Raw genomic sequence first — 24244 nt, 5'->3', positions numbered from 1 at the left:
CGCGAGCTATACGTCCCCTATGGGTCGCGACCGCAATAGGTTCGCTATAGGGAATCGGCCTACTTTCGGCGGGACTTGAACTCGAACGCAAGCCGGCGATGAGAGGGCCCGACGTGATTGGTTCAGCCGAGCATGCCGACGCGGACGAATCGCCCAGGCTCCCGCTCACCGAAGGCCAGGCCGGAATCTGGTACGGCCAGCAGCTGGACCGTTCCGGGCTCGCGTACTCGTATGCCGAACTTCTCGATATTCGGGGGCCGTTGGTTCCTCGACTTCTTCAAGAGGCGGTCCGCCGGGTCATACGAGAGGCGGACGCGCTGTGCACGTCTTTCGGGGAGGACGCGGAAGGTCCATGGCAACGAATGCGAGTGGAAACCGGGCCGGACACCGGCGTGCCGCTTGTCGACTTCACCGGCGAGGCAGAGCCGTGGGAAGCGGCCGATGCCTGGATGCGAGCGCGGATCAACAGCCCACTCGACCCCGCCGTGGGCGGCGTCCAGCGCCACGCGGTTCTCCGGATCTCGCCGGAACGGCACATCTGGTTCTGGCAGTTGCACCACATCGTCTCCGACGGCGTGGGTTCCCAGCTCCTCGTCCACCGCGCGGCGCAGATCTACGACGCGCTGTCCGCCGGCCGGGAACCGTCCGCCACGCCCTTCGGACGTCTGGCCCGCCTCGTCGAGGAGGACCAGCGCTACCGCTCGTCCGCCGACTTTCAGGGCGACCGCCGGTACTGGCTCGACGAGTTCGCGGACATCGAGCACGTGAAGAGCTTCTCCGCGGAGTCGATGCCGCCGACGGGCGTCGCACTCAGGGAGACCTGGTACGCCGACGACGAACTCAAGGAGCTGCTGGGCGAGTTCGCCCGTGCCCATGGTGTGAAGTGGTCGCGCGTGGTGATCGCCGCATTTGCCGCGTACGTCAGCCGGATGACGGGTTCGAGTGAGACCGTGGTCGGTCTTCCGGTGTCGAACCGGCATACGGACGCCTCCGCGACGACTCCCGGAATGGTCTCCAACATCATCCCGTTACGGGTACGCGTCCCGCACCCGGACAGCTTCCTCGACCTGCTCGGGCAGGTCTCCGGAAAGATCAAGGAGACACGGGCCCACCGGCGGTACCGCTTCGAGGACATCCGGCGCGACCTGCGGACGGAACGAGGAAGCGCGCGCGTCTTCGGCCCCACGGTCAATGTCATCTCGCTCGACTCGGAGGTGTCGTTCGGTGGGTGCTCCGCGCAGCATCGGAATCTCGCACCGGGCCCGATCGAGGACTTCATGCTGGGCGTCTACGAAACGCCCCGAAGCCTGACGTTCACGATGGACGCCAACGCGGGACTGTACAGCGCCGAAGAGCTCAGGGATCACCGGGCACGGTTCGCGGACTTCCTGCGTCGAACAGTCACGCAGGCCCAACGCCCTCTTGATGAGATCGACGTGCTCAGCGACGCCGAACGCCGCGAGTTCTTGGCCGCGCGTCCGCGACAGCACGCCGTTGGCGAGTTCCGTACGCTCGTGGACGCCTTCGAGGCTCAGGTCTCCCGGAGCCCGGCCGCGGTCGCCGTGAAGGGGGAGGAGACGTCGACCCTCACGTACGCGGAACTGAACGGACGGGCCAACCGCCTGGCACGTCTGCTCGTACAACACGGCGCCGGTCCGGAGTGTCTGGTGGCGGTCTCCCTGCCGCCGACAGTCGATCTCGTGGTGGCACTCCTGGCGATCCTCAAATCAGGAGCCGCGTATCTGCCCATCGATCCGGAGTACCCACAGGACCGGATCACCTCCCTGCTCGACGACGCGGAGCCGTTGCTGCTGCTCACCACGTCCGATGCGGCACCACGGTCCCTCAAAGCGGACGTGGTCACCATGGAGATCGACACCGCGGCCACCCACCAGCACCTGGCCGACCTTCCTCAGGAGGATCTGCTCCCCGAGGAGCGCATCTGCCCCCTCACCGGGGACAACGCGGCCTACGTCATCTACACATCAGGTTCCACGGGCCGTCCCAAGGGCGTGGTCATCCCGCACAGGAACGTCCTCGGCCTGTTCTCGGCGACCCGGGAACTGTTCGACTTCCGCGCGGGCGACGTGTGGACGATGGCCCACTCCTTCTCCTTCGACTTCTCCGTATGGGAGCTATGGGGTCCCTTGCTCCATGGAGGGAGTCTCGTCCTGATCCCCACGACGACGCGACGTTCGCCGGACCGTTTTCTCCGACTGCTCGTAGAGGAAGCGGTCACCGTACTGAGCCAGACGCCTTCGGCGTTCTACCAGCTGCTGCAGGCACACAAGGACGATCCGCGGCTCGGCAGCCGGCTGGTGCTCCGCTACGTCGTCTTCGGCGGGGAAGCACTCGACATCCGGCGGCTCGACGAGTGGTACGAGCTGCACGCCGAGGACGCTCCGGTACTGGTCAACATGTACGGGATCACGGAGACCACCGTCCATGCGAGCCATCTGGCACTCGGCAGATCCTCGCTCACCTCCCGGGGCGGGAGTCCGATCGGCCGGAGCCTGCCGGGTCTTGCGCTCCATGTCCTCGACGACAATCTGCGGCCTGTTCCCCCTGGTGTCACAGGTGAGATCTACGTGGCGGGCGATCAGACGGCCCGCGGGTATCTGAACCGGCCGGATCTCACGGCCGAACGTTTCCTCCCCGACCCGTTCGGCTCGCCCGGTTCCCTCATGTACCGGTCCGGAGATCTTGCCCGCCGTGATGCCGGGGGACTCCTTCAGTACGAGGGCCGCGCGGACGACCAGGTGAAGATCCGCGGTTTCAGGATCGAACCGGGCGAGATCGCGGCCGAGTTGAGGGCAAGCCCGGAAGTGGAGACCTGCTGTGTCGTCGTACGCAAGGACGCAGTGGGCGACAACGTTCTGGCCGCATACGTGGTGCTCATGGATCCGTCGGGCATGGACACCGCGAGCCTGCGCCGTCGCCTTGCCCGCCGACTGCCCTCCCATATGGTGCCGGCCACCGTGACGGTGATCGACCGGATACCTCTCACCCCCAATGGAAAGCTCGACCGGCGCGCCCTGCCGGATCCGGTGCATGCGCGAGGTCCGGCAGGCGCGGCAGAGCCAACTCCTGCCGAAAAAGAGGCGATTGACGCCTTCGCACACGCCCTTGGGGTCTCGGGGATCTCCGGCGGAGACGACTTCTTCGAACTGGGCGGAGACTCCTTCAAGGCGGTGAGTCTGGCTCGCCACATAGGTCAGGGCATCTCGGTCCTCGATGTCTTCCAGAACCCCACTCCGGAGAGCTTGGCCCTCCGTATCCAGGAATTCCGCATGGCCGGAAAGCGACGTATCTTGCAGCGCTTGGCCGGTGGCGAAGAAGGCGCAGCCTGCACGCTCATCTGCGTCCCCTATGGAGGGGGAACAGCCGCTGCGTACCATCGCCTTGCCGTCGAGCTGGCACCCGGGATCGAGACCTGGAGCGCCGCACTTCCCGGACACGACCCGACCCAGCCTCAGGAACACCTGTTGGGTCTGGACGAAACCGCCGGTCTGATCGCCGCGGAGATCAGCGGCTTCGGCAGCGGTCCCTTCGCCCTGTACGGCCACTGCGCCGGTTCGGCTCTCGCGGTGGCGGTCGCACAACGGCTGGAGCGGCAGGGGCAGGTGCCGGCCGCCCTGTTCATCGGTGCCGCACTGCCCGCCACCGCACCGGAGAAGGAACTTGAGCGCGCAGAGGGCTGGTCGGCGAATTCCCTGTACGCGTACATGAAATCGCTCGGCGGATTCGACGGGGCGCTGGAGGATTCCGATCTGCGCACCGTCCTGAGGGTGCTCCGGCACGACATGACGCAAGGTCTGCACTTCCAGATCGAAGCGGAGAAGGACCGGCATCAGCCCTTGGCCGCTCCACTCGTTCTCGTCGTCGGCGATGTCGACAGTGCCACAAAGGGATACGCGCACGAATACGTGAACTGGAAGCGCTACGCGACGCAAGTCGAACTGGCCGAGATCAGCGAGGGCGGGCACTACTTCGTCACCCATCAGCCAGAAGCCCTCGCCGCGATCATTTCCGAACACCTCGCCACCCCGGATGAGGAGACCTGATGTCACCCGCCACGGTAGCCCTGGTCACCGGTGGCACTTCCGGCCTGGGCCTTGCCGTTGCCGATCGGCTCATGACCTCCGGGGTCACTCCGGTCGTCATCGGCCGGAACGAAGAACGCGGACGGTGCGCACTTCGGACGCTGGGCGGTTCGGCCGTATTCGTACGCGGCGACGTGGCCAGTGAGCCGGATGTGACCAAGGCCCTGGACATCGCGACGCAGCACGGCTCCCTTCGCATCGTCGTGAACTGTGCCGGAGTGCCGCACGCGGCAAGAGTGGTCGGCCGGTCGGGCCCGCATCCACTGCAGCAGTTCGCGGACGTCATCACCGCCAACCTCGTAGGCACCTTCAATGTCGTCCGCCTGGCCGCCGAGCGGATGATGGCGAACCCGCCGACGGAGCAGGAGCGGGGCGTCATCGTCAACACAGCCTCCTCGGCTGCCTTCGACGGGCAGGTCGGTCAGGCGGCCTATGCGGCGTCCAAGGGCGGCATGGTCTCCATGACGCTGCCCCTGGCGCGTGAACTGGCCGGTTCCCTCATCCGAGTTGTCACCGTCGCACCCGGATTCTTCGAGACACCGGCGGTCGCATCCGTTCCCGCGGAAGCACGTAGGGAATTGGACCGCGATCTGATGCATCCACAACGGTGGGGAAATCCTGCCGAGTTCGCCGAACTGGTGGCGCACATCGTCGGCAATCCAATGATCAATGGCGAGACGATTCGCATCGACGGCGCGGTTCGTATGTCTCCCGGGCTGCGGCGTCGCAGCTCTTGAAAGTGCTCGGTCCGAGCTCGGAAAGGGAAATGTGGCATGAGTGTGGGCATACGCTCCATAGGCGTCTGTGTTCCGGAGAACGAGGTCACCAACGCACACCTTGTCGAGCGCTTCGACACCACTGATGCCTGGATGCGCGAACGGCTCGGTATTTTCAGCCGCCGTATCGCCGGATCCGGCGAATTCACCTCGGACCTCGCTCTCGGCGCACTGGAGGACGCGTGCAAGCGGGCCGGTGTGGAGCCGGCCGGCATCGACCTCCTGATCTGCTGCACCTCCACCCCCGACCACATGATCCCGGCCGTGGCCGCCCTCATCCTGCGCAAGGCGCAGATACAGGGTGTCCCCGGATTCGACGTGAACGCCGGCGGCTGCGCCGGTGGTCTCTTCGCCCTGGATGTCGGCCACAAGTACATGCAGTCGGGACAGTACGACCGGGTGGCCGTGGTCGTCGCCGACACGGTGGCCCAGCTGAACGACCCGGACGACCGGACCCAGCACGCCATCTTCGGGGACGGCGCCGCGTGCTATCTCCTGGAGCGCTGCTCGGACAGCCCCGGGATCGGCCGGACTCTGCTCGGAACGAACCCGGAGCGCTACTACACGGCCTTCGTCGAACGCCTCGACAGCGAAGGGCAGTTGAACCGCTTCAGCGGACCGAACGTGACGCGCATGGACGGCAAAGGAGTCAAGGACTTCGCTCTGTCCGTCGTGCCCGACTTCGTGGACGAGGTGGTCGAGCAGGCAGGTGTCGGTCTTGATGACGTGCGGCTGATCGTCACGCATCAGGCGAACCCCGGCCTCGTACGGCAGCTGATCGGCCTCCTCGGTCAGCCGAGCGACAAGGCCGTCATCGTGGCCGACAAGTACGGCAACACCAGCGGCTCCAGTGTGGTGATCGCGCTCGCCGAGGCCGAGCGAACGGGCAGGCTCAACCCGGGCGATGCCGTCCTTCTCCTCGGCTTCGGCGCCGGAATGAGCTACGGAGGAACGGTCGTTCACTGGTGCGGCAGCGAGAACTTCCCGCAGCGGGAGTGGTGAGGGCTCGTCATGTTCGCCGCCTACGCCGCCGAGATCGGAATGCGACAGCCACTGCAGGGACTGCGGTCGGGTGAGCGCCCGGCTCCGCGGGCCCGTCAAGGATGGAGCCGTATAGAGGTGAGGGCCGCCGCCTTGAACCACCACGACCTGTGGTCACTGCGCGGGGTCGGCCTGTCCGCGGACCGACTCCCCATGATCCTCGGCACGGACGCCGCCGGCGTCGACGAGGACGGCAACGAGGTCATCCTGCACCCGGTCGTCGGACTGACCGGCCATGGGCTCGGCCCCGGTGAGGCGCGCTCGATCCTCACCGAGAAGTACCAGGGGACCTTCGCCGAGCAGACCGCCGTGCCCACGTGGAACATCGTGCCCAAGCCGGCGGGGTTCTCCTTCGCGGAGGCCGCCTGTATGCCGACGGCGTGGCTGACCGCGTACCGCATGCTCTTCACGAAGGCCGGCGTGCGCCCCGGCGGCTCGGTCCTCGTCCAGGGCGCCGGCGGCGGCGTGGCCACGGCCGCGATCGTGCTTGCCACGGCGGCCGGACTGCGCGTCTTCGCCACCAGCCGCGATGAACTCAAGCGCAAGCGGGCGCTGGAGCTCGGTGCCGTCGAGGCCCTTGAGCCGGGGGAGCGGCTGCCGCAGCAGGTGGACGCCGTCATCGAGACCGTCGGTGCCGCCACCTGGTCCCATTCGGTGAAGTCCCTGCGGCCGGGCGGCACGCTGGTCATCTCGGGTGCCACGAGTGGAGACCGGCCCTCGCATGCGGAACTCACCCGCATCTTCTACCGGGAGATCAAGGTCGTCGGTTCGACGGTGGCCACCAAGGACGAACTGGAGGATCTGCTCTCCTTCTGTGTGACCACCGGCGTACGCCCGATCATCGACGAGGTGCTGCCGCTCGACCGGGCCGGGGACGGCTTCCGACGCATGGAAACCGGCGGGCACTTCGGCAAGATCGTGTTCACGGTCTGAGAGGTTCGGAGCGTGAGCACGGTCTGCGAGGTCAGATCGTGGTACGCCGCCCGGCCGCCAGGAGTTCGGTCACCGCGGCCCGGGAGTTCTCGGCCGTCACCAGGGACTCGCCGACCAGAACGGCGTCGGCGCCGTGGTCCGCGTAGGCGATCAGGTCCGGCGCTCCTCGTACTCCCGACTCGGCGACCTTGGTGATCCCCTCCGGGAGCACCGGCGCGATCCGGCCGAAGGCCGAGCGGTCGACTTCCAGCGTCTTCAGGTTGCGCGCGTTGACACCGACGACCCGCGCGCCGGCGGCCACCGCACGCTCGGCCTCCTGTTCGTCGTGGACCTCGACGAGGGGGGTCAGGCCGATGGACTCGGCACGCTCGATCAGCGAGACGAGGGCCTCCTGCTCAAGGGCCGCGACGATCAGGAGCGCCAGATCGGCACCGTACGCACGAGCTTCCCAGAGCTGGTACGAGCTGACGATGAAGTCCTTGCGCAGCACCGGGATGCCGACCTTGGCGCGGACCGCTTCGAGATCGGCGAGCGAACCGCCGAAACGGCGCCGCTCGGTGAGCACGGAGATGACCGCGGCGCCGCCCGCCTCGTAGTCCGCCGCGAGGGCGGCGGGGTCGGTGATCGCGGCGAGTGCGCCCTTGGACGGGCTGGAGCGCTTGACCTCGCAGATGACCTTGACGCCGTCGCCCCGCAGGGCCGCGTGTCCGTCCAGAGCCCGAGGGGCCTTCGCCGCGCGCTCCTTGAGCTCGTCGAGGCCGACGCGAGCCTGCCGCTCGGCGAGGTCCTCGCGGACTCCTTCGATGATGTCGTCGAGCACACTCACGCCAAAGATCCCTTCTGGGTGGCCGGCAGGTATCCCGGGCCCGCCGGAACGCCGGGCCCCCGGAAGCGTCGCCGACGCGGCTATACGGCGGTTATGCACCGCGCCTGAGAGCGGAACGGCTTGATATCCGGGCTATAGGAGCCGTCCTTAGCGTCCTGGCCCATGCCAGCCAATACGCCCATGCCGGCCCATACACAGACGCCCACCTTCGCCGTGATCCCCGGTGCCGAGGTCGACCGCGCTCTCGCCGGACGACACGTCGAGGTCACCGGAATCATCGAGGACGCCTACCGACTCCACGGAGCGGGCGGGACCGTCAACCCGCCCTCGTACTTCCTGCGTTTCCCCGACCGGCCCGATGCGCGGATCATCGCGCTCCCGGCCTCGGTGGGGGGTGGCACCGCCGTGGACGGCATCAAGTGGATCTCCAGCTTTCCCGGCAACATAGCCACCGGCCTGCCCCGTGCGTCGGCCGTGCTCATCCTCAACGACCCGGCCACCGGATACCCCCTGGCCTGTATGGAGTCCTCCATCATCAGCGCCTCCCGCACGGCCGCCTCGGCAGCGCTCGCCGCGCGGAAACTGAGCGAGGCGCGCGGTGGCCGCCCGACGCGTATCGGGTACGTCGGGACCGGGCTCATCGCGCGGTACGTGCACGCCTATCTGGCGGGCACCGGCTGGGAGTTCGACGAGATCGGGGTGCACGACCTCAAGGCCGAGTACGCCCAGCAGTTCGCCGGCAGCGTCGGCGCCACGACGGGCGACGCGCGGATCACCGTGCACGACAGCGCCGAATCGCTGATCCGCGGCAGCGACCTGGTCGTCTTCGCCACCGTCGCCGCGACGCCGCACATCGACCACCCCGGCTGGTTCGACCACAACCCGCTGGTGCTGCACCTGTCGCTGCGGGACCTGGGCACCGATGTGGTGCTGTCCGCCGCCAACTTCGTCGACGACGTCGAGCACTGCTTGAAGGCGAACACGTCACCGCACCTGGCCGAACAGAAGCTCGGCCACCGGGACTTCCTCGACGGCACGCTGCACGACGTCCTGACCGGCGCCGCCGAGGTCCCGGCCGACAAGCCGGTGATCTTCTCACCGTTCGGCCTCGGCGTGCTCGACCTGGCGCTCGGCAAGTACGTCTACGACACCGTCCAGGAGACCGGACGGCTCGACCTGGTGGAGGGCTTCTTCCACGAGACCCGCCGTTACGGCTGAAAGGGCCCGATCGCGATGACTGTGCACACGACGACCACCTACGACCGGGTGCTCGCCTTGCTCGAAGGCGCCGGCTGCGGCTACCGCGAGGTCACGCACCGAGCCGAGGGCCGCACCGACATGGCCAGCCTGTTGCGCGGACACCCGCTGAGCCAGTCCGCCAAGTCCATCGTCCTGCGGGTGGCACTGGGCCGTAGGCGCTCTGCCTATGTGCTCGCGGTGGTGCCCGGCGATCGACGGGTCGATCTGGCGGCGGTCGCCCGTACGGCGGGCGGCACCCGGGCCGACTTCGCCGACCGGGACACCGCCGAGCGGCTCACCGGGTGCGTGAGCGGCGCGATCGTGCCGTTCTCCTTCGACCCGGGGCTGCGGCTCGTGGTGGATCCGGAGCTGCTCGAAGAGGACGAGATCTGGTTCAACGCGGCCCGCCTGGACCGGTCCTTGGCGATGTCCCCGCGGGACTACGCGGAGTTGGCGCGGCCGCAGTTCGCCGCCGTCGCGGAGCAGCGGCAGCACACCGCCGTCGTGCCCGGCGGCGTGCCCGGCGGAAGGTGACGGAGCGCCATGACGGTCGTTCACGACTCTCCCGCCGGACTGCCGGCCGCGCTCGCGCCACCGCCGCCGATCAGGGTGCGGGTCGAGGAGCGTGTGCTGCCCGCCCACGTACCCCTGGACCTGTACACCGCGGCCCGCCGCCAACTGGGGCCGGACGTCTACCTCTTCGAGAGCCCAGAGGGACCTTGGCAGGACAGCGGCACCGCCGTGGTGGGCTTCGGCCGGCTTGCCGAGATCCAGGTGCACGCGGGGCACATCACCGTCCGCGGCACCGAGGCGATCGCCGGCGCGGTGCTCCGCGCCGCCGACCGCCTGGGCATGACCGCCTCGGGGCAGGACAGCCGCGCGATCGGCACACCGGACCAGGTGTGGGAGCTGCTGCGCGCCGCGCAGCACAGCTTCGAGCTGCACACGGCACGCCCTGAAGGTGAGTTCGCCTTCGGGTTTCTCGCCGCCTTCGGTTACGGATCGGCCTGGCACATGGAGCAGCTGCCGCCCCGGGAGGCAGCCGGCCCGGACGTCGTGCTCACCCTCTTCAGCGACACCGTCTGGTACGGACCGGACGGTGCCGTACGGCATCTGCGGGCGGCCTCCGCGGACTTCGGCGGGTGCGGCTTCGACCCGGCGGACGGGATCGTCCTGACGGAGGGGACCGAAGCCGCCGGACAGCCCGCTCCGGTGCCGGCGGCGCCCGCACCGCAGTCGGTACGCGACAGCCTCACCCGCCAGGAGTTCCTGGCCAGGGCCGAGCGCTGCCTGGAGCACATCAGGGTCGGCGACATCTACCAGATCCAGATCGGCCACAGCATCGACGTACGCACCACGCTGCGGCCCCTGGACGTCTACCGCCGGCTCAAGTCCCGCAACCCGTCCCCGCACATGTATCTGGTGCCACGGGCCGGCGACACCCTCATCGGCGCAAGCCCCGAGTTGCTCCTTCGCATCGACGGCTCCCGTATCGAGATGCGCCCCATCGCGGGCACCGCACCGCGCGGCCCCGACGAGGAGGTCAACCGCGAGCGGGTGGCCCGGTTGCTCGCCAGCGAGAAGGAGCGCGCCGAGCACGTGATGCTCGTGGACCTGTGCCGCAACGACATCGGGCGGGTGGCGAGGACCGGCAGCCTCGATGTGCCGGTGCAGCAGACCGTGGAGGCCTTCTCGCACGTCTTCCACCTGGTGTCGGTGGTCGAGGGACAGCTGGCCGAGGGCGCCGACATCTGGTCGGCGGTGCGCGCGGTGTTCCCGGCGGGCACCGTCACCGGCACGCCCAAGATCCGGGCGATGGAACTCATCGAGGAGCTGGAACACACCCCGCGGGACATGTACGCGGGCGCGGTGGGTCTGGTGGACGTGCGCGGCTGGAGCCGGCTCGCCCTGTGCATCCGCACGATCGTGCACGACGGCCTCGGCTACCGGACGCAGGCCTGCGCGGGCATCGTCGCCGACTCCGAGCCGGCGGCGGAGTGGCACGAGACGCTGCACAAGATGGGTGCCGCCCACTGGGCGCTGACCGGTGGGGAGTTGCTGCCGTGAGAGTGCTGCTCGTCGACGCGTACGACAGTTTCACCCACATCATCGACCAGTACCTGCGGGTCCTCGGGACGGCGACCGACATCGTCAGATCGCGCACCGCCACTCCCGAGGCGCTGCTCGCACGGCAGCCCGACGCGGTCGTCCTGGGCCCCGGGCCCGGCCATCCGCGCGACTCCGGGCATGTGGAGCTGGTGCACGCCTTCGCGGGCCGGGTGCCGCTGCTCGGGATCTGCCTCGGGCATCAGGCGATAGGTCTTGCCTACGGCGGCCTGGTGACGGTCGCGCAGCGGGCCCGGCACGGCAAGACCAGCCCGCTGCGCCACGATGGCTCGGCGCTCTATTCGGGCGTACGGCAAGGGGCTCGCGTCACCCGCTATCACTCCCTGGTCGTGGCGCCCGAGCTTCCCGCCCAACTGGCCGTGACCGCGCAGGCGGAGGACGACGGCGCGGTGATGGGACTGCGGCATCGCACCCTGGCCGTGCACGGGGTGCAGTTCCATCCCGAGAGCATCGCCACGGACCACGGCATGCGGCTCCTCGGGAACTTCCTCGGCACGGTCGGCGGGACCGAGGTGCCCTCCGCAGGGCTGTATAGGCCGCGCATAGCGCCCGGCGCGACAGTGGCCTGAAGCACCACGATGGCGGTCCGCGCGGCAGTGGTGCGGACGGGCAGCACCTCCCCCGGCGAATGCGTCACGGAGTCTCCCCCGCTCGCGACGCATTCCGGCCGGCCCTCCCCGGCCCGGTCTCCGGCGGCAACGATGCCGCCGCCGCAACCGGGCCGGAGAGGGCCGGCCCCTTTGCGGCGGCGGACGCCGCAGCCCGTGCAGCGGCAGAAGGAGGCCGTACCCGCATGACCAACCCGACCCTCGCCCCAGCCGCCGGCCCCCTGCACAGCGATCTGATCCGCCGCACCCTGCGCGAGCGGCTGACCTCCGTACTGCCCGAGCATCTGCGCCGCACCCTGGACGCCCACCTCCGAACGGTGGCCGAGCGGGGTGCGGGACCGCTCGACGAGCACTTCCCCGCGGCCGAACGCCGCTACGGCCGCAGCCCGCTGCCCGGCTGGGCCGGCTGGTCGGTTCCCGACGCCGTACGCACCAGGCTGCTTGCCGCGCTGCCGCTGACCGGCACCGCGCTCGCCGAAGAAGCACGGCGCAGGTATGCGCGAGGAGCGGCCACCGAGCGCAAGTCCGTGCTCCTCGCGCTGCCTTTCCTGCCGGTCGGTGACGCCGCGGTGGGCATCGTCCAAGACGCGGTGCGCACCCGCGAGGCCCGGCTGCTCGAGGCCGCCCTCGGTCCGTACGCCGGCCGTCACCTGGACCAGGACAGCTGGCGGCAGGCGGTCCTGAGCTGCCTGTTCACCGGGGTTCCCCTGACTCGGGTCGACCGCCTCGCGGACCGCCGCGACCCCGAACTCGCCCGTCTCGCCCAGGACTTCGCGGCCGGACGCAGAGCCGCACACCGCCCCGTCCCCGACGACCTCTGGCTCATCACAGGGGCGGCTGATTTTGAACCGACCCCCTCCCCTTAGGGGAACCCGGGTGTTTCCCTGACCTTCACATGGGATCGGTTGGATCCCTCCTGTTACGTGTCAGTTTCTGCTTAAAGGTGTCACGGGTGACGAAAGGACGGTGAGACGGATCAGTGAGTGGAGCGGAACCTGGCCGTATGTCCTGATCGTGCTGACCGTGACGCCGCCGATGGTGCCCAACTCCTGGCTGCTGATGACCGCCGGCGCCCTGGCGGCGACGGGCAGACTCAGCCTGCCGATGGTGCTCCTGGTGGCGCTGTGCAGCGCGATCCTCGGCGACCTGCTGATCTACGGCGGCGCCCGGCGCTTCGGCGGCGGCCTGGTCCGGCTGTTCAACCGCGGCCCACGGCGGCAGCTGGCGCTGAAGTGGGCGGCGGAGCGGATCGAGCGCTACGGAATCCCGTTCATGATCGCGGCGCGTTTCACCCCGAGCGGGCGCACCGTCGGCATGTCCGCCGCGGGCCTCGTACGTTTCCGGCTGCGGCGGATGCTGTACGCGTCGGGCGCCGCGGAATCGGTGTGGGTGACGTACACCGTGGGCCTCGGCTACTTCGGTGGCGCGGCGGCGGGGGAGGGTCCGCGCGGGGTCCTGCTCGGACTCGCCGTCTCGGGGACGGTGGGCGCGGCGGTGGCGGCCGTGCAGTGGGTGGTGCGCCGCCGCCGCTACGCAGGAGCGTCACGCGTGGTGACGCGCGGCGGCGAACGGCGCGACACGGAAGCCACGTTGCCGGCCGACCCCGGGGCCGGGCGGTGAGAGTCCGCTGCGGCTGATCTGCCCCGGTGCGCGGCTGCGTCGGATCCGGCCGGGCCGGCAGGTACGGGAGGCCGTGCAGCGTGCGAGGGAGTGCTCGTGGCTTCGGATCTGCGAATGTTCCGCTTCGCTCCGTTCGTCGGGCAGTCGGTGGCCGTCGATCGTCCGGTGCACAGAAGCCTCCGAAATGGTGGGCGGCCTCCCGGATGAGCCCGGCGGTCACGCCACGATCTCGTGTCCGGTCGCCGCAGTAGATGGCCCGACACCTGCGCGCCGCCGATCCGTGGTGGTCACGGCACTGCTTCGGTCTCATGTCGAACTCATTAACTCACCTGGTGAGACGGGGGTGGACAGAAGGCGTCAGGTCTCTAGGATCAGCCATCGAAGATCACTTGCAGGGGGGAGCGGGGCGAGGTGTGCAGGGCCGAGCCGGATGTGGTCGACGCCGTCAGATATCTGGAACTGCTCGCGAGCGAGGCCCCGGCCACTTCCTTTCGCGATCCGGTCGCGGACGCAAAGTCGAGGGGTGTCGGCGGTGCGGATCTGAGGCGCCTCTCACGGGCGGAGCGGCTCGCGCACGAGGTGCGCGGTCTGATCGAGCAGCAGCGACGACGGACCGCCAGCTTATCGGGGCTGCTTGACGCCACGCGTGATCTGCTGGACGCGGGCGACGTCGCCGGCATGCTGGGGCTCGTCACCCGCAGAGTGCGCACACTGCTCCACCTCGACATGTCCTACGTCAGCCTGTACGACCCGGAGCTGGACGCGGACGTGGTGCGCGCGGTCGATGGACACGCCTCAGGGCTGACACCGGGTTTCCAGGTGCCGAAGGAGGGCGGACTCGGCGCCGCGGCCCATCGGCGAGTCGCCCCGTTCAGCACCTCGGACTATCTGGCCGACCCCGACATCCGGCACTCGCCGGAGATCGATGAGGTGGTCCGCTCCGAAGGCCTGCGGGCCGTCGTCGCGGTCCCGCTGAGCAGGTCCGACGGCACCCACCTGGGGGTGCTGTACGCGGCGGGGCGCGAGGTGCGCCACTTCGCGTCCGACGAGATCGCCCTGGTGGGGGAGTTCGGCCGACTGGTCGCCCAAGCCGTCTCGGTCGGCCTGGAGCGGCAGCGGATACGGGCGACGGTGGAACGGCTCTCCTCGGACGTGCGCCGGGCCGAGGAGGAGCGCGAGAGGGGCTGGCGGCTCAGGGGCAGCCAGAACACCCTGATGGAGTTGGTGCTCAGTGGCGCGGACGTCGACAGGCTCCTCGTCGTAGCGGGTCAACTCCTCGAAGCCGACATCAGGTTCGAGGAGGGGGACAGCGAGGTGCCGCGGCACGACCAGGGGACAGCCGCGCCCAAGGAGGCCGACGGGCGCTGGACCTGCCCGGTGCGCGGCGCCGTCGACTACGGCCGGCTGGTGCTGAGCCGTGCGCAGCCCCTCCACGATCTGGACGTCGCTCTCCTGCGCAGCTGCGCGCAGGCGCTGGCGGCCCTGCTGCAGAGCCGCGCGACCGGCACCGCCTTGCAGGACGACTTCCTGGAGGCCCTGCTCGCAGCGCGACCGGGCACCAGGCAGCTCACGGCGCGGCGGGCCCGCGGTCTGGAGATCGATCTGCACAGCCCGCATGTCGTGGTGGTGGCCCGGCCGGAGGGCGGCTTGTCCGATCGGGCCCGTGCCTGGGCGGCCGTGTACGCGCGCGAGGCGGGCGGGCTGTGCTCCCGTCGCGAGGAACATGTGGTGCTCCTGCTGCCGGGCGCGGACCCGTCCGCCGTGGCCCGGGCCGCGGCGGACTCCTGTACCGTCGCCACGGGGCGGACCGTGACCGCGGGGGCGGCCGGACCGGGCGCGCGGCCCGACGCGGCGCCGGGGATGTACAAGCAGGCCGTCCGCTGCCTCGACGCGATCACGGTGCTCGGCGCGACCGGCGGGGTCGCCTCCCCGCGGGACCTCGGCTTCCTCGAACTGCTCCTGGCCGACGAACGCGACGTGAAGGGGTTCATCGGCGCGGTCATCGGACCGCTCCTGGAGTACGACGAGCAGCGCTCCACGGACCTGGTCCCGACGCTGGAGGCGTACTACGCCGCCAACAGCAGCCCGACCAGGGCGGGCGAGCGCCTCTTCGTGCACGCCAACACCGTCGCGCGGCGTCTGGAACGCGTCAGCGAGCTGATCGGGCCCCGCTGGCAGGAAGGCGCCGGCGCGTTGGAGGTCCAGCTCGCGCTGCGGATGTACAGGGTACGCACCTACCTGCGGGCCACCGACGACGACGGCCAGGGCTGACGCCGGGCCACCTCGCCGGCACCTCCCGCTCCCACCGGGCGTGCGGGGAACCCACAACATGCCCGGCAGCGGCTCGCCGTGCCGCCGTCTCGGCTCTGCGTGCGACACCCGCGCTCGCGTGGTGCTGATCATCCCCGGTGGCGTCCGCATCATGGACGGTGAAATGGCCTGGTATAAGGCCGAGTTAGCATCCCCGCATGTCAAACACCCTTACCGCAACGGGAATTGAACAGGCCGCTCGGCGTATCGATCCGGTGGTGCGCCACACCGCACTCGAGGAGAATCAGCGGCTGTCCGCTCTCCTCGGAAACCGGACTCTGCTGAAACGGGAGGACAGCCAGGTCTGCCGCTCGTACAAGGTGCGCGGTGCGTTCAATCTCATAGCGTCGCTCACGGACGACGAGCGGCGGCGCGGTGTCGTGTGCGCGAGTGCGGGAAACCACGGCCAGGGAGTGGCCTTCGCGTGCAGCAGGCTCGGAATTCGCGGCCGGGTGTTCGTCCCGTCCACCACTCCGCGGCAAAAGCGGGAACGCATCGCGGCACTCGGCGGCGACGTCGTGGAACTGGTCGTTGTGGGCAGCACCTATGACGAGGCGAGCGCCGCGGCACAGTGGGAGAGCGAGCGCGACGGCGCCGTCTACGTCCACCCCTTCGACGACGTACGGACGATGGAGGGGCAGGGGACCGTGGCCCGGGAGATCCTGCGGCAGGCGGACGGCCCCGTCGACACGCTGGTGGTGCCCGTCGGTGGCGGCGGTCTGATCAGCGGGATCGCCGTGTGGATGCGCGAGCACTCCCCGCACACCCGCCTCATCGGTGCCGAGCCGGCCGGCGCCGCCAGCATGACGGCCGCGCTGAAGCACGGCGGCCCTGTGGCGCTCGACCGGATCGACTCGTTCGTCGACGGTGCGGCGGTCGGCAAGATCGGCGCGCACGCGTTCCCGGTGGTCGCGGACCTCGTGGACGAGGTGGTCACCGTCGACGAGGGCGCGGTGTGCACCGAGATGCTCGACCTGTACCAGACCGACGGGATCATCGCCGAGCCCGCAGGGGCACTGGCGAGCGCGGCGGCCCGGCAGCTCCTGCCCGACGCCGCCCCCGGCACCACGGTGTGTGTCGTCTCCGGCGGAAACAACGACGTCAGCCGCTACGCCGAGGTGGAGAAGCGCTCCCTCGTGCACGTGGGCCTGCGCCACTACTTCCTCGTCACCTTCCCCCAACAGCCAGGAGCGCTACGGCACTTCCTCGACGGTGTGCTCGACAAGGGGGAGGACATCGTCGCCTTCGAGTACGTCAAGAAGAACAACCGGGAGACGGGCCCGGCCCTCGTCGGCATCGAACTGGAACGGCCCGAGGACCTCGACAGCCTGCTGCGGCGCATGCAGGACAGCCCGCTGTCCATCGAGCGGATCTCGCCGGGATCGCCGCTGTTCTCCTTTCTCCTGTAATTTCTCCCGGCATCGGCATTCCGTGTCACGCACCTTGGGCGCATTTTGAGAAGGTTCCCAAGGCTCGGGCCACCCTCGCCCGCTATTTCTCCGAGGAAAGCAACCACGAGGGGATGTTTCCTGCGCGATCTGCGGGAATTCGGGCTGAGCAAGGATGACCGCTTGGGGCTGCCCGGCACTGGGCCCGGCAGTTCTACCCGACGGGGGAGCGGTCGGAGTGACGCCCGGGGAACCCGCCCCCGGTGAGCCTCAGCAGGGGCGCGGCCTTGACGGCGGTCTCCTCGAACTCGGCCTCCGCGTCGGACAACGCGACGATCGCACCGCCGACGCCGTAGCGGACCCGCCCCGGGGTGAGCACGGCGGTACGGATGGCGACACTGAGATCCGCGGCGCCGGACAAGGAGAAGTAGCCGATGGCTCCGGAGTAGACGCCACGCGACCCGCCCTCCAGCCGGTCGATGATCTGCATCGTGCGGAGCTTGGGCGCTCCGGTCATGGAACCGGGCGGGAACGCCGCCCGCACGCAGTCCACCGCGTCACGGTCCGGCCGCAGCCGGGCCCGCACGGTGCTGACGAGCTGGTGCACGGTCGCGTAGGTCTCCACGTCGAAGAGCCGGGTGACCTCGACCGTGCCGGGCACAGCGCACCGGCCCAGATCGTTGCGGACCAGGTCCACGATCATGAGGTTCTCCGCCCGGTCCTTCTCGTGGGCGCGCAACTCCTCGACGATCTCCTGGTCCTGCCGGGGTGTCGCGCCGCGCGGGCGCGTGCCCTTGATCGGCTTGGACTCGGCGATGCCGTCCGCCGTGACCCGCAGGAAACGTTCGGGCGAGGTGCTGAGCACGGACAGGTCCCCGAAGCGCAGCAGCGCCGCGTAGGGCGCCGGGCTGAAGCGGCGCAGCGTGCGGTACGCCTCCCAGGGGTCGAGCTCCCCGTCCGCCTCGGCCATGTTCGTCAGGCAGATCTCGTACGACTCTCCGGCCCGGATGTCCTCCTGGCAGGCATCGATCAGCCTCAGATACGTGTCCCGGTCGTGGCGCAACCGGACGGGCCCCGGCGCGCCCGCTGCGGCCGGTTCGGCAGTGGGCTGCCCGGCGATGTCCCGCAGCGCCTGCGCCGTCTCCCGCAGCCAGCCGCGGGCCGCCGTCTCGTCGTCCTCGGCGAGGGCGAGCAGGTAGGTGGTGCCGGTCGTGTGGTCGAGGACCACGGCACGGTCGGCGAAGACCATGGCGGCGTCGGCCTCCGGCGCCGGATGCGCCAGGTCCGCACCGCACTGCTCCTTGAGCTCATAGCCCAGGAAGCCGACCCAGCCGAGCGCGAAGTCGCAGGGCAGATCGGGGAGTTGCGGCTGCGCGGACGCGAGGTCGCGGCCGATCCAGTCGAGGAAGTCGCCGCTGACGATCTGTGTGCCGGCGGGGGAGTCCACGGTGATGGTGCCGCTGTGCACATCGGCCCGCGCCACCCGGGCGAGCGGACCCGTGGCGTCCCCCATGACGGAGAACCGCCCGGCGTCGGAGCCGGTGCTGCTGCTGTCCAGCCAGAACGCGGTCGCGCTCTTGCCGAACAGCCGCTGGAAGGCCACCTCGTCCACCCACCGGGTGGTGAGCTGCTCGGCGAGCACCCGCAGTCGTCGCCGCTGCTGCCGGGTACCCCGTCGCGGGACGTCCGGCAGCGCCTTCGGTGTCCGCGGCCCGCCGGAGCGCGTGTGCCCCCGGCCCTCCCCTGCATGCCACTGCTGGCTCAACTTCAGGAAATTGGCGAGGAGTTCGTGCCCGTGTTCGGTGAGCACCGACTCCGGGTGGAACTGCAGGCCCCACAGCGGGCGACGGCGATGACGCAGGCCCATCACGACGCCGTCCGGCGTCCACGCGGTCGCCTCCAGTGGGGCCGGCAGGTCTGTCACCGCCAGCGAGTGGTACCGCACCACATCGAACGGCGCGGGAACGCCGCGGAACAGCCCGGTCCCGTCGTGCAGGACCGGTGAGAGCCGACCGTGCCGGGGCTCGGGCGCGCGCCCCACGGTGGCGCCGTGCAGCAGCGCCACCCCCTGATGCCCGAGGCAGACCCCGAGCAGCGGGATGTCCGCGTGCTCGACGACGTCCCGGCAGATCCCGAAGTCGGTGTCGCGGCCGGGATGTCCCGGACCCGGGGAGAGGACGACCTGGTCGAACTCCGCCAGCCGGTCGAGTCGCCACGTGGGATCGTCGTTGCGGACGACCACAGGTTCGGCGCCGCCGACCTCGGCGAGATAGTGGTACAGGTTGAAGGTGAACGAGTCGTAGTTGTCGATCAGTAGGGTGCGCACGGGCATCCTTTGCGGCTCAGTCGGTGACAGTGATCTCGTAGAGCAGGTGCCTGACCTCGTCGGTCCCTTCCCCGACCGGTAGCGCGCCCGCCTCGCGCAGCCGGCGGCCGCACCTGTGGCCCAGCGCGTGCAGCGCGCGGATGTCGCCCCGGTTGCTGAAGTGCAGCAGGATCCTGCCGCCGGCGGCGACATGAGCGGGGGCGTCGATGAGGAACCGCTGATGGGCCCGGTATCCGGGGTCCACATAGGCGCGCTCATGGTCCGACTTGTATCGGTACGAGTCCGGGGCCAGCACGAAGTTCGAGTGCCAGTACACGGTGTCGTACCGGTCCTCGGGGGCGAGAGCGTCGAACAGGTCGCTGTGGAGGACCCGTACGCGCTCCGCCAGGCCGTGCCGGTCCGCGTTCGCGGCGGTGTTCCGGACGGCCTGCGGACTGATGTCGAGGGCGGTGACCCGGTCGCAGCCCGCCAGGGCAGCGGACAGCGCGATGACCCCGGTACCGCAGCCCACCTCCAGGAACGAGCCGCGCCACGGGCGCAGGTCGGCACCCGCGAGGCCGAGCAACTCCATGGCCGCGCCGGTGGACGCGGAGAACGGAGGGGCGAACACGCCGTCCAGCAGGTCCCATTCGCGCCCCGCGAGAGTGAAGGTGCGCGGCCGGTCGGCCCGCGTCAGTGAGTTCCGGCTCCGCTCCAGCGAGAGCGTGTAGTCGGTGATCTCCGGCATGTCCCCGTCCCTGGTCTCTCGCTCCGCCCGTCCGTAACCGATCTTGGCGGTGCCGCCCGTGGACCGGAAGGTAGCCCGGCAACCACACATCACCGTTGCGATGACGCCTGACCACACCCACGTCCTCGGCCGGCCCTGTCTGTTCCGGTTTGCGCGGTCCGCGTCCTGCAGTCCGAGGGCTGTCGTCGTTCTGCGTCGTTCTGGTCGTCGCAACCAGCACAGAAAGGGGGAAGGATCGTGGGGCCGACCGGCATTCCGCCCCCGGTCGTAGCCCGCTTACGATGCGCCCAAGTCGTACGTCAGTTCTTGCCGTACGCCAGTTCCTGTCACTTCCGCATCCGAAAATCCGCGGCGGCCGCGCTTTCGTCGTCCCGCCGTCAGAACCAGGAGCACGGTACTCGTGTCCATACCTCCGCCCCCTGGGACCCACGACCCCCAGCAGCCCCAGGGCCCGTACCAGGCTCCGCCGCCGGCCCCGTACGGGCAGTACGGGTCGTACCCGCCGTACGGGCCGCCTCCGTACCAGACCTGGGGACAGGGCTACACCCCGTTCAACCGGCCCGCGCCCGTCAACGGTGTCGCCATCGCCTCCCTCGTCCTCGGCATCCTCTGCTTCCTGCCGGCCGTGGGGCTGGTGTTGGGAGTGATCGCGCTGGTCCAGATCAAGAAGCGGGGCGAGCGCGGCAAGGGGATGGCGATCGGCGGGTCCGTGATGTCGTCGATCGGGCTCGTGCTGTGGGTGCTGCTGCTCGCCACGGGCGGGGCGTCCGACATCTGGGAGGGGTTCAAGGACGGCGCGCGCGACAGCGCGAGCCTGTCGGTCAGCGCCGGCGAGTGCTTCGACACACCGGGCGGTTCCCTGGAGGGCTACACCTACGACGTCGACGAGGTGCCCTGCGAGGGTGAGCACGACGGCGAGGTGTTCGCCGTGTTCGACATGAGCGGCGGCTCCGACTACCCCGGCGACAGCCATGTCACGGACGTCGCCGACGACAAGTGCTACTCGCTTCAGGACAGTTACGCGATGGACACCTGGGCCGTGCCCGAGAACGTCGACGTGTACTACTTCACTCCGACCGAGGACAGCTGGAGCATCGGCGACCGCGAGATCACCTGCGCCTTCGGCAGCACGGACGAGGACGCCACGCTGACCGGCTCGCTGCGCAACGACAGGACGACGCTCGACGACGACCAACTCGCCTTCCTGGAGGCGAGCCGCGCCCTCGACACGACACTGGCGGCGGAGCCCGAGGAGTACGCCGAGGAGGACCTGGAGGTCAACACGGACTGGGCGGGCGAGGTCGACGACACGCTCGGCGAGCAGGCCGGGGCGCTGCGCGGGCACACCTGGCCGTCCGCAGCCGAGCAGCCCGTCGCCGCCCTGGTGAAGGACATGGAGGCCGCCCGCAAGGAGTGGGCGAAGGCCGCCACCGCCGACGACCCGGACACCTTCTACGAGCACTACGACAGCGGGTACGAGTTCGTCGACGGCGCCACCACGGTCACCGCGCGCGAGGCTCTGGGGCTGGCCACGACCCCGCCGTCGTACGACGACTACGACGACGGCTCGGGCGACAGCACGGGCAGCAGCGGCCTAGATGTGTGATCACGTCCATAGCGGGGAGAAAGTGCCTGGGTAAGCCCTCCGCGGCCAGATGTCATCACATCGAGTGATTCTCTGGCCTTTGCTTGCATGGCACAACCCACGGTTGCCAGGCTGTTGCTGTCTGTACAACCTGATGGGAGCGGCCAGTGACTTTCGGTGAGCAGCCGGCGTACCTGCGCGTCGCGGGCGATCTCCGCAAGAAGATCGTCGACGGTTCGCTGCCACCGCACACCCGCCTCCCCTCGCAGGCCAGGATCCGCGAGGAGTACGGCGTCTCGGACACCGTCGCCCTGGAGGCGCGCAAGGTGCTGATGGCTGAAGGGCTGGTCGAGGGCCGCTCCGGTTCGGGGACGTACGTACGCGAGCGGCCCGTGCCGCGCCGGATCGCCCGCTCCGGCTTCCGTCCGACCGGCGGCGCCACGCCCTTCCGCCAGGAGCAGGCCGACGCCGACACGCGCGGCACCTGGGAGTCCAGCAGCGCGCAGGCGGAGGCGAGCGGCTCCGTCGCCGAGCGGCTCGGGATCAAGCCCGGCGACCGCGTGATGTGTACGCGGTACGTGTTCCGGGAGGCCGGCGAGGCGATGATGCTCTCCACCTCCTGGGAGCCGCTCGCCGTGACCGGCCGCACGCCCGTGATGCTGCCCGAGGAGGGCCCGCTCGGCGGCATGGGTGTGGTCGAGCGCATGCGCGCCATCGACGTCATCGTGGACAACGTCACGGAGGAGGTCGGCGCCCGCCCCGGTCTCGCCGAGGAGCTCCTCGCGCTGGGCGGGGTGCCCGGCCATGTCGTCCTCGTCGTCCAGCGCACGTACTACGCCTCGGGGCGCCCGGTGGAGACGGCCGACGTGGTCGTCCCGGCCGACCGCTACCGGGTCGCGTACCACCTCCCCGTGAAGTAGCGCACAACCCCAGGGCAGTTGACCCGGGCAGGCGCTCAACGGGGGCCGGTTCGAGCGCCGTTGGTTTCCGGTCGTTCTCGCAGGTCGCCCCGGGTGTGCCCGGCATGCCCCCGACCGGTTGCACCGCGGCGCCGCACGGCGCATTCGTCATCGTGCGCCCCCTGCGTCATGGCCGGTTGCGTACCTCTTTGTGTAAAGCCGTATTCGCTGCGTAAAGGTTAGGCGTAGGCTCGGGCATATGCGGATTGCGGTTTCGTTAGAGGGCGGGGCGCGGGGTGGACCGCGGGCGGGAAGCGGAGGGGTGCGATGAACGACGGCGGCAGCACGATCGCGCTTCCGTGGCTCGTCATACGGCAGGACGACAACGGCAATCGCTATCGCGTGGGAAGGTACGCGACCCGGGCCGAGGCGCAGAAGATCGCGGACAGCCTCGACCACCGCGGACACAAGCAGCTGTACTGGGTCGAGCGGATCGGGCAGAACGGCGACGCCTCCCGCAACTGACCCCTACCCGCTCCCGTAGGCTCCGGCCCATGACGGAACGGATCGTGGTGGTGGGAGCCGCCCTGCTCGACGGCGGCCGCCTGCTCGCCGCGCGCCGCAGCGCGCCCCCCGAACTGGCCGGACGCTGGGAGCTGCCCGGCGGCAAGGTCGAACCGGGCGAGACGCCCGACGCGGCCCTCGTGCGCGAGCTCCGCGAGGAACTCGGCGTCGAGGCCGAGGCCGTCGAGCGTGTACCGGGGGAGTGGCCCCTGAGGTCGCCGTACGTCCTGCACGTGTGGACCGCCCGCCTGCGCGCCGGCTCCGCCGCTCCGAGGCCCCTCCAGGACCACGACGAGCTGCGCTGGCTCACCCCCGCCGGGATCTGGGACGTGGACTGGCTGGACCAGGACGTGCCCGCGGTACGGGAGACGCTCACGCGCCTCGGTGCGGGCGCGGGCTGAGCTCCTGTACGCCGTTCGTCCCACAGTGCGCTCCGGTAAGCGGTACTGCGCCCCGGATATCGGGTATGGGCCCATTAACCCCACGAAACCGGACATGGCTGAACTCGCTGGCCTGGGAGTGATCGGCGTGATCGACACCGAAGGCGCCTACGCAGAGTGGACCTTCCCTGCGGATCCCGGCGCCGTACGTGCCGCCCGCGGGGTCGTCCGGGACCGGCTGCGCGGCTGGGGTCTCGACTGCGTCAGTGACATGGCAGCCCTGCTGGTCAGCGAACTGGTGACCAACTCCCTGCGCCACGCCACCGGCCCCATCGGCGTCCGCCTCGTCCGCCCCGCCCGGCTGCGCGGAGTGCTGGTGGTGGAGGTCTCCGACCCGCTGCCCGACCCGCCCCGCGAGCGCGTCGCCCGCCCCGAGGACGAGAGCGGCCGCGGCCTGCAACTGGTCGCGTCCTCCTCGCGCCGTTGGGGCACCCGCCCCGGCGACACCGGCAAGACCGTGTGGTTCGAGCTCGCGGTACCGGAGTGAGCCCACCCGGTTCACCCGATCGATTCGCGGCGTACGAGCCTTTGGAACGGGTTGTACGAGCCCCTGGAACGGGCTGTACGCGCCCCCGGAACGGGCTGTACGAGCGCCCTCTCCCGTCGAACGGCCGGTTCACGCCGGTGGCGATCGCCGGCGGGCGCGGTTCGACGGCGTGTTCCCTGGTTAGAAGACTGGAAGTGTTGTCACGGCACGGTCCGAAAAGTACCTGGACCGTGCTGTGATCGTGA

Annotated in this window: 20 protein-coding genes; 17 read left to right on the top strand and 3 right to left on the bottom strand. The window is 69.9% G+C overall.

The window, feature by feature from the left end; genetic code table 11:
• The first annotated feature begins 98 nt into the window (after window positions 1-98).
• Genes ABT114_RS39430 through ABT114_RS39415 form a run of 4 tightly spaced genes read left to right on the top strand, consistent with a single transcriptional unit; the run spans window position 99 to window position 6853 of the window.
• Window positions 99-4064, top strand: a complete 3966-nt coding sequence (locus ABT114_RS39430; RefSeq protein ID WP_351148815.1) for a non-ribosomal peptide synthetase — start codon at window positions 99-101, stop codon at window positions 4062-4064.
• Window positions 4064-4840: an SDR family NAD(P)-dependent oxidoreductase gene (locus ABT114_RS39425; RefSeq protein WP_351148813.1), complete on the top strand. Its 777-nt coding sequence runs from the start codon at window positions 4064-4066 to the stop codon at window positions 4838-4840. The genes ABT114_RS39430 and ABT114_RS39425 overlap by 1 nt, the downstream gene beginning before the upstream one ends.
• Before the next feature lie 36 nt (window positions 4841-4876).
• The gene (locus tag ABT114_RS39420; RefSeq protein ID WP_351148810.1) at window positions 4877-5881 is read left to right on the top strand and encodes a 3-oxoacyl-ACP synthase III family protein; all 1005 of its coding nucleotides are present in this window, start codon (window positions 4877-4879) and stop codon (window positions 5879-5881) included.
• A gap of 9 nt (window positions 5882-5890) precedes the next feature.
• Window positions 5891-6853 (top strand): zinc-binding dehydrogenase, encoded by a 963-nt coding sequence (locus tag ABT114_RS39415; protein WP_351148807.1) that lies wholly within the window; start codon window positions 5891-5893, stop codon window positions 6851-6853.
• A 31-nt stretch (window positions 6854-6884) separates the two neighbouring features.
• On the opposite strand, the gene trpC is transcribed toward ABT114_RS39415, so the two are convergent.
• Entirely contained in the window at window positions 6885-7679 is a 795-nt protein-coding gene (trpC, locus tag ABT114_RS39410; RefSeq protein ID WP_351148804.1) for an indole-3-glycerol phosphate synthase TrpC, read from the bottom strand.
• Window positions 7680-7859: 180 nt separating this feature from the next.
• Between trpC and sbnB the strand changes: the two genes are divergently transcribed.
• The 8 genes from sbnB to ilvA all read left to right on the top strand — a co-directional run bounded on the left by sbnB (window position 7860) and on the right by ilvA (window position 16992).
• The gene (gene sbnB / locus ABT114_RS39405) at window positions 7860-8897 is read left to right on the top strand and encodes a 2,3-diaminopropionate biosynthesis protein SbnB (protein WP_351148801.1); all 1038 of its coding nucleotides are present in this window, start codon (window positions 7860-7862) and stop codon (window positions 8895-8897) included.
• Between the two features lie 15 nt (window positions 8898-8912).
• Window positions 8913-9452: a YbaK/EbsC family protein gene (locus ABT114_RS39400; protein ID WP_351148798.1), complete on the top strand. Its 540-nt coding sequence runs from the start codon at window positions 8913-8915 to the stop codon at window positions 9450-9452.
• A gap of 9 nt (window positions 9453-9461) precedes the next feature.
• Window positions 9462-10985: an anthranilate synthase component I family protein gene (locus tag ABT114_RS39395; RefSeq protein ID WP_351148795.1), complete on the top strand. Its 1524-nt coding sequence runs from the start codon at window positions 9462-9464 to the stop codon at window positions 10983-10985.
• Window positions 10982-11614: an anthranilate synthase component II gene (locus ABT114_RS39390; protein WP_351148793.1), complete on the top strand. Its 633-nt coding sequence runs from the start codon at window positions 10982-10984 to the stop codon at window positions 11612-11614. Before ABT114_RS39395 ends, ABT114_RS39390 begins: the two co-directional genes overlap by 4 nt.
• Before the next feature lie 224 nt (window positions 11615-11838).
• The gene (locus tag ABT114_RS39385) at window positions 11839-12519 is read left to right on the top strand and encodes an EboA domain-containing protein (protein ID WP_351148790.1); all 681 of its coding nucleotides are present in this window, start codon (window positions 11839-11841) and stop codon (window positions 12517-12519) included.
• Between the two features lie 100 nt (window positions 12520-12619).
• Window positions 12620-13273 (top strand): DedA family protein, encoded by a 654-nt coding sequence (locus ABT114_RS39380; RefSeq protein WP_351148787.1) that lies wholly within the window; start codon window positions 12620-12622, stop codon window positions 13271-13273.
• 411 nt (window positions 13274-13684) lie between these two features.
• Window positions 13685-15544 carry a helix-turn-helix domain-containing protein gene (locus ABT114_RS39375; protein ID WP_351148784.1) on the top strand — a complete coding sequence of 620 codons (1860 nt, stop codon included), beginning with the start codon at window positions 13685-13687 and terminating at the stop codon, window positions 15542-15544.
• A 197-nt stretch (window positions 15545-15741) separates the two neighbouring features.
• A complete protein-coding gene (ilvA, locus tag ABT114_RS39370) occupies window positions 15742-16992 on the top strand; it encodes a threonine ammonia-lyase IlvA (RefSeq protein ID WP_351148781.1) in 1251 nt (416 codons plus the stop codon).
• A 193-nt stretch (window positions 16993-17185) separates the two neighbouring features.
• Here ilvA and pabB read toward each other — a convergent pair whose 3' ends face one another.
• On the bottom strand, window positions 17186-19297 hold the full coding sequence (pabB, locus tag ABT114_RS39365) for an aminodeoxychorismate synthase component I (RefSeq protein WP_351148778.1): 2112 nt from the start codon (window positions 19295-19297) through the stop codon (window positions 17186-17188).
• 16 nt (window positions 19298-19313) lie between these two features.
• Window positions 19314-20024 (bottom strand): methyltransferase domain-containing protein, encoded by a 711-nt coding sequence (locus ABT114_RS39360; RefSeq protein ID WP_351148776.1) that lies wholly within the window; start codon window positions 20022-20024, stop codon window positions 19314-19316.
• Between the two features lie 400 nt (window positions 20025-20424).
• On the opposite strand from ABT114_RS39360, the gene ABT114_RS39355 reads away from it, so the two are divergent.
• From ABT114_RS39355 to ABT114_RS39335, 5 genes are all read left to right on the top strand, one after another.
• Window positions 20425-21630, top strand: a complete 1206-nt coding sequence (locus ABT114_RS39355) for a DUF4190 domain-containing protein (RefSeq protein ID WP_351148774.1) — start codon at window positions 20425-20427, stop codon at window positions 21628-21630.
• A gap of 146 nt (window positions 21631-21776) precedes the next feature.
• Window positions 21777-22529: a GntR family transcriptional regulator gene (locus ABT114_RS39350; RefSeq protein WP_351148772.1), complete on the top strand. Its 753-nt coding sequence runs from the start codon at window positions 21777-21779 to the stop codon at window positions 22527-22529.
• A gap of 306 nt (window positions 22530-22835) precedes the next feature.
• Window positions 22836-23033: an SPOR domain-containing protein gene (locus ABT114_RS39345; RefSeq protein ID WP_351148770.1), complete on the top strand. Its 198-nt coding sequence runs from the start codon at window positions 22836-22838 to the stop codon at window positions 23031-23033.
• 29 nt (window positions 23034-23062) lie between these two features.
• Window positions 23063-23473, top strand: coding sequence for a (deoxy)nucleoside triphosphate pyrophosphohydrolase (locus ABT114_RS39340; RefSeq protein ID WP_351148767.1), 411 nt, complete (start codon window positions 23063-23065; stop codon window positions 23471-23473).
• Between the two features lie 94 nt (window positions 23474-23567).
• Window positions 23568-23999: an ATP-binding protein gene (locus tag ABT114_RS39335; protein WP_351148764.1), complete on the top strand. Its 432-nt coding sequence runs from the start codon at window positions 23568-23570 to the stop codon at window positions 23997-23999.
• Window positions 24000-24244: the final 245 nt, after the last annotated feature.

This window comes from Streptomyces sp. NPDC002088, assembly GCF_040296605.1.
Classification (GTDB): domain Bacteria; phylum Actinomycetota; class Actinomycetes; order Streptomycetales; family Streptomycetaceae; genus Streptomyces.
Note: the sequence above shows the minus strand (reverse complement) of the source record. Positions and strands in the feature narration are given on the sequence as shown.